Origin of the sequence: Hubeiibacter jixunmingi, from assembly GCF_041928215.1 — a bacterium.
GTDB lineage: Bacteria > Pseudomonadota > Gammaproteobacteria > Pseudomonadales > Moraxellaceae > Acinetobacter.
In genome coordinates this window covers 1-6,006 of sequence record NZ_JBHFHK010000093.1, presented here as the reverse complement: position 1 = coordinate 6,006, position 6,006 = coordinate 1, and the positions used below count along the sequence as shown (strand labels likewise).

Annotated in this window: 3 protein-coding genes, 1 tRNA gene and 2 pseudogenes; 2 read left to right on the top strand and 4 right to left on the bottom strand. The window is 41.0% G+C overall.

The features are described 5' to 3' along the window. Window positions 1-197 precede the first annotated feature (197 nt). Together ACEYX7_RS10355 and ACEYX7_RS10350 are read right to left on the bottom strand one after the other, a co-directional pair. Window positions 198-1,742, bottom strand: a pseudogene (locus ACEYX7_RS10355) (type I restriction-modification system subunit M). A gap of 252 nt (window positions 1,743-1,994) precedes the next feature. Next, window positions 1,995-2,070, bottom strand: a tRNA-Gly gene (locus ACEYX7_RS10350). A 240-nt stretch (window positions 2,071-2,310) separates the two neighbouring features. On the opposite strand from ACEYX7_RS10350, the gene dnaJ reads away from it, so the two are divergent. Both dnaJ and ACEYX7_RS10340 read left to right on the top strand, forming a co-directional pair. Continuing rightward, window positions 2,311-3,441 carry a molecular chaperone DnaJ gene (gene dnaJ, locus ACEYX7_RS10345; RefSeq protein WP_374807137.1) on the top strand — a complete coding sequence of 377 codons (1,131 nt, stop codon included), beginning with the start codon at window positions 2,311-2,313 and terminating at the stop codon, window positions 3,439-3,441. Window positions 3,442-3,677: 236 nt separating this feature from the next. After that, on the top strand, window positions 3,678-5,159 hold the full coding sequence (locus tag ACEYX7_RS10340; protein ID WP_374900543.1) for an amidase: 1,482 nt from the start codon (window positions 3,678-3,680) through the stop codon (window positions 5,157-5,159). Window positions 5,160-5,243: 84 nt separating this feature from the next. Here the strand turns inward: ACEYX7_RS10340 and ACEYX7_RS10335 are convergent, their stop codons facing one another. After that, the gene (locus ACEYX7_RS10335) at window positions 5,244-5,705 is read right to left on the bottom strand and encodes a hypothetical protein (RefSeq protein WP_374805377.1); all 462 of its coding nucleotides are present in this window, start codon (window positions 5,703-5,705) and stop codon (window positions 5,244-5,246) included. A gap of 37 nt (window positions 5,706-5,742) precedes the next feature. Continuing rightward, window positions 5,743-5,835, bottom strand: a pseudogene (locus tag ACEYX7_RS10330) (IS1595 family transposase); the annotation flags it as partial. Window positions 5,836-6,006 lie beyond the last annotated feature (171 nt).

Here is a 6,006-nt window from a genome sequence, read left to right as displayed (position 1 = left end):
TTGGGCATCAGTAAGTGTTAGTCTATTCATATAATCAGAATAACTGATTTTCTTTGTATGTCAACACACCCTAATATTTTGCTTTGTTGTTTGATACAACTCTGCCAAGTCTGCTTGTGTTAGCCATAGCTGCTCTTCAAATTTTTGTAGAGCAAATTTAGTGTTACCATCGTCTGTTGTATATAAAACAATATCCATTAGCTCTCAATCTCCGCTACAATCGCATCAATCTCAGCCCGTAGTTTATCAATATTTGTCACTGTCTTCTTGATATCTGCATTTAACGCATTGATATCAATCACCTCACGGGTATCTTCTGCCTCGACATAACTACTTACCGCAAGGTTATAATCATTTTTTGTAATCTCGCTATTATCCACTGATATTGCAAAGTGCGCCACATCGGCTTTACTAGCGAATACGTCCATAATCTGAGCCACATGTTCATCGGTCAGCGTATTGGTATTGGTTTGTTTTTTAAATAACCGACTGGCATCAATAAACTGTGTTTTATTGTCTTTTTTCCCTTTATATAGCACCAAAATATTGACCGCAATCGACGTACCAAAAAAACAAATTAGGAGCAAGCGAAATCACTGTTTCGACAAAGTTGTTATCAACGAGATATTGGCGGATCTTTTGCTCTGCACCACCGCGATAAAAGATACCAGGGAACGATACAATCGCCGCACGCCCTTTGCTCGATAGATAGGCAAGCGCATGTAGCACAAAGGCAAAATCCGCTTTTGACTTAGGGGCAAGCACACCAGCAGGGGCAAAACGCTCATCATTAATCAGCGTTGGGTCATCGCTACCGATCCACTTAACCGAATACGGTGGATTGGATACAATCGCATCAAATGGCTTATCATCGCCAAAATGCGGGTCAATCAAGGTATCACCGAGCATCATATTGAATTTGTCATAGTTTATGTTATGCAAAAACATATTCATGCGGGCAAGGTTATAGGTAGTGTGGTTAATCTCTTGCCCAAAAAAACATCTTCAATGATATGCTCATCAAACTGTTTTTTTGCTTGTAGTAACAAAGAACCCGAACCTGCCGCAGGGTCATAAATCTTATTGACGTTGGTCTGACCGTGTAGGGCAAGCTTGGCAATCAATTTAGAAACGTGCTGGGGTGTAAAGAACTCACCACCAGACTTACCAGCATTGGCAGCATAGTTGGAAATCAAAAACTCATAGGCATCACCAAACAAATCAATTTGATTATCTTTAAAATCACCAAAATCAAGTTCTTCCACACCTTTTAGTACAGCGGCTAGGCGCTTGTTTTTATCAGCAACGGTATTGCCTAAGCGGTTACTGGTAGTGTCAAAATCACCAAACAAACCCTTGATATCAGATTCAGAAGGATAGCCGTTGGCGGATGCTTCAATGGCATGAAAAATATTGGCTAAATTAGTGTTTAGGCTATCGTTGTTGTTGGCATTTTTGGCGATATTTTTAAATAATTGACTTGGATAAATAAAGTAGCCTTTGGTTTTAATGGCATCATCTTTGATTTGGGCTAAGGTGGGGCTATCATCGGGGAATGTGCTATAGTCTACGCTGTCATCATCCGCTTCAATGTAGCTGGCAAAGTTTTCACTAATAAAGCGATAGAATAACGCCCCCAACACATACTGCTTAAAATCCCAACCATCAATCGAACCTCGGACATCATTCGCGATCTGCCAGATACGGCGATGGAGTTCAGCTCTTTGTTGGGTGGCGATCATGGCATTGTCCTAATCAAAATATTGCGAAAAATAAATCATAGCACATAGATAGTAATTTAAGAATAGGTGTAAAAAGCCTAAATATACGAATTCTGATACTTCTCTATTGTTGGATTGTTATATTTTACAATGTGTTTTTAGATATGGTAGAGATGGCGGGAGTTGAACTGGTGTACAGAAATATATGGAAATTAAAATTTAACAAGTTTAAAAAACAAAAAATCCAATCTAAAAAGACTGGATTTTAAAATTTGGAGCGGGAAACGAGACTCGAACTCGCGACCCCAACCTTGGCAAGGTTGTGCTCTACCAACTGAGCTATTCCCGCATGCCGTGCATAATACCTTATTTATAAAATAAGTCAAATCTTTTTTAAATAATTTTATTTCAATTGGCTACAAAATAGCATTTTTATCAGTAAGAGTGCTTTATTGATCAAAATATCATTGCTCTGCAAAATTTTCCCCCACAAAAAAATCCTTTCAACATGATTTTACCCTTGTATTTTTTTGGTATAGCCCCAACTGTAGGGCGATTAAATTAATATTTTTTTGGAGTGCATTGCGTCATGGCAAAGCGTGATTATTATGAGGTTTTGGGGGTAAGCAAAACCGCATCTGATGAAGAAATCAAAAAAGCTTACCGCAAAATGGCGATGAAATATCACCCAGACCGTAACCCAGACAACCTAGAAGCGGAAGAAAAATTTAAAGAAGCCGCAGAAGCATACGAAGTGTTGTCGGATAGCGAAAAACGCAGTATGTACGACCGCATGGGTCATAATGCCTTTGAAGGCGGCTTTGGTGGCGGTGGTGGTTTTGGCGGTGCAGGCGGTTTTAGTGCAGAAGATATTTTCAGCCAATTTGGTGATATTTTCGGTGGTGCGTTCGGTGGTGGCGGTCGTGGACAACAACGCCAACGTCAGGGTGCAGACTTACGCTATGTACTTGAATTAACGCTGGAAGAAGCGGTAAAAGGCTTGAAAAAGACCATTACCTTTACTGCACCTGCACCGTGCGAAAGCTGTGATGGTAAAGGGGCGAAAGATGCCAGCGATGTACAGACTTGTCCGACCTGTCATGGCTCAGGGCATATCCGTATGCAACAAGGTTTCTTTAGCGTACAACAACCGTGTCATCACTGCCGTGGTACAGGAAAAATCATCAAAAATCCATGTGGCGACTGTCACGGCACTGGCGTAAAAGACCGTCAGCAGACCTTAGAAGTCAATATCCCTGCTGGCGTGGACAATGGCGACCGTATCCGTTTGTCGGGTAAAGGCGAGGCGATTGCCAATGGTACAGCGGGTGACTTGTATGTCGAAATCGCCGTGCGTGAGCATCCAATTTTCCAACGTGATGGTGCAGATCTATATATGGATGTGCATATCAATATTGCCGATGCGGTGTTGGGTAAAGAAGTGGAAATTGAGACTTTGGACGGTCGTGTCAATCTCAAAGTGCCTGAAGGAACGCAGACGGGCAAACGTTTCCGCTTGCGTGGTAAGGGTGTAAAACCAATTCGTAGCAGTATGGTCGGTGATTTATTCTGTCAAATCGTGGTCGATACGCCAACCAATTTGACCGATCGCCAACGTGAATTGTTTAAAGAGTTGCAACAAAGCCTAAGCGGTAAGCAAGTGCCAAAATCAGACGATGATGATAAGAAAAAAGGTTTCTTTGAACGATTGTTTGATTAATCTTGTGTGATAACATGTGCAAAAGTGAAATGTGTCACGCATTGATGTAGGGGCGTATCGCATACGCCCTTTTGGATAAAACGCCAAATGATTTATGGGTTTGGCGTTTTTTATTGCCCATTTTCAGGATAATTAATGTGAATGGTTATTCTAAAAAATCAAAATAATAAGCCTTACAAATGTCAAAATATCCGCTATGATAAAGGTAATAATCATTGCGATAGACAGGTTTAAGGATGTTTAAAGAATATACACAATATGATGCCATGGGCTTGGCGGAATTGGTAAAAAGCAAGCAAGTCAGTGCCAAAGAATTGTTAGACAGTGCAATTGCGATTACCAATCAGCATAACCCAAAACTCAACGCCATTATTCACCGTTTTGATGAGCGTGCCTACAATGCCATTCAGCAAGGCCTGCCCGATGGCGTATTTACAGGTGTGCCATATTTACTCAAAGACCTATTATATGAATTTGCCGATGAGCCTATGTCGATGGGTAGTCGTAGCGTGAAATTTGTACCAAAACAAGACAATGCCATTGTTCAGCAAATCAAAGCCACAGGGGTAAATATTTTTGGTAAAACCAATACGCCCGAATTTGGCTTGATTATCACCACAGAACCCAAAGCCTTTGGGGCATGTCAAAACCCTGCCAAGTCAGGCTATAGCACGGGCGGTTCATCAGGGGGGAGTGCGGCTGCGGTTGCCAGTGGCATTGTACCGATGGCAGGCAGTGGCGATGGCGGTGGTTCGATTCGTTTTCCTGCATCGTGGTGCGGTGTGTTTGGCTTAAAGCCAAGTCGTGGACGCACGCCAATCAGTTCGGTATTGGGTGAAGATTGGAATGGTGCGGTCATCAATCATGTGATTAGTCGTAGCGTGCGAGACAGTGCGGCAATGTTGGATGCCACAAGCGGTATTGAATTGGGAGCAAATTATCATTCGCCACGCCCTGAACAGTCTTTTCTTACCGCCAGTCAAACGCCAAGCCGTCCTTTAAAAATCGCCATTCATGTGCGTCCATTGATTGCCAATACTGTGATTGACCCTGAAGTGATGGCGTGTTTGCAACAGACCGCCAAGCATTTAGAAAGTATGGGGCATCATGTGGATTATGCCGAGCCAGTGTTTAATCAGTCACAAGTATGGCGAGATTTTTTGGTGATGGTATGTAGTCATACTGCCCATCAAGTGCATGATCTTGCTACACGTTTGGGGCGTGAGCATGTCAGTGAGCTTGAGCCACAGACCTTGAATATGGCGATGATGGGGCGTTCTTTATCGGCTTTGGATTTTCTCAATGCCAAGCAAGGTTGGCAAGATTTGCGTTTGGCAACCGATCGTTTATTGCAAGATTATGATGTGATTTTATGCCCAACAGTGCCAACGCCTGCGGTGAAAAATGGTATTTTACCGCCGAAAAAAGCCGATGAAATCATGATGCAAGCCACCAGCGGTTTGAAGATTGGCAAGATGCTACTCAATTCGGGGATGGTGGAAAAATTAAGTCAGCCTGTATTGCCCAAGATGGCATTTACCATTTTAGCCAATATGACGGGGATGCCTGCCATGTCAGTGCCTTTGGGTATGTCTGCGGAGGGTCTGCCGATTGGGATGCAGTTTATTGCGGGCTTAAATGATGAAGCGACCTTATTTAGCTTGGCAGGGGATTTGGAAAAAGCTGGGTTATTTCAAGATGTGGGGATGAAGTGGTGAGATAAAAATAACAAGGTGATTAAGTGGTAAAAATCTATCTAAATCATCAATATCATGATTTAGATAGAGCATTTATATTAAAAATTATGGCGTTGTATTGATTTTTTGCCAAATTTCATCACGCATTTTTGCGTTGGTTTTGCTACGCCCGCCATTTTTAATATAACTATCAATCACATGTTGATAAGCTTCTTGCTCTGACATTTTCTTTTTCATATTATCAGCAGCCAATAATACGTTGTAAGTATTATAAATATCTTCAGTATATTCACAGGTGTCAAAAACAATTGTTTGGTGTACCTCTGGTTTATCACTTGGAAAATCTTTTTTTAGCGTTGCTAAGGTTTCGCTTAAGCAACGATGATAAAAGGTATCACTGAGTACAGCATTGCGTTGATTTACTTTAGCACCAAGCGGTTTATTTTCAAATTCGTGTTTTAATTTTTGCACCACTGGATCTGTTTTGGCATCAAATGCGATCACATCTTCAGCAAAAGCAGATTGATAAGCTACACACAGCGTGAGTATAAGTAATAATTTTCTCATTTCCAATAGTCCTACCTTTTCAATAAAAAATCTAAATAAAAGCCATATCAATTAAACCATTATAACCACGGCAATCATCAGAGTAAATAACACGATATACTGATACTTTACCTAGAATCATGGTTGGTAGTGGTCAAGTTGTTTTAGACAATCTCTAAGAGTATTTTATTTTTATCTTAAACTGTAATTTTTAAGTTTTTGATAGTATGATTGTAAAATAGCTTTAATTAGACCTCTTTCGAAAATGTAAATTTAGCGATTAACTTGCCAATTTATAAATCCTGCCACTAATTTCATTCTC